Consider the following 243-nt stretch of genomic DNA (forward strand, 5'->3'; position numbering starts at 1 on the left):
GCTTGAACTCGCGCGGCTTGAGGACGATCGGCTTACCGGCGCGCGTCACCTTGCGCGACAGCAAATCGATGCTGAGATCGGCGAGCTTCAACGCCGTGTCGAAGCCGTTGTCCTGCGAACGCCGCGCGAGCGCTTCGAGCTGAACGCCATCGAATCCATCGCGGTGATGGTCAGCCGCGACCTGGGGGTGGCGATCCTGCCGCGTTCCACCAACGGCGCAATCGAACGGCTCGGCCTGCTGGC

1 pseudogene is annotated in these 243 nt (G+C 65.8%); it reads left to right on the plus strand.

Annotated features, from left to right (window positions below):
• Positions 1–243: pseudogene (locus SB751_RS34350) on the plus strand (hypothetical protein); the annotation flags it as partial.

The organism is Cupriavidus sp. SIMBA_020, from assembly GCF_046535395.1.
Classification (GTDB): Bacteria; Pseudomonadota; Gammaproteobacteria; order Burkholderiales; family Burkholderiaceae; genus Cupriavidus; species Cupriavidus campinensis.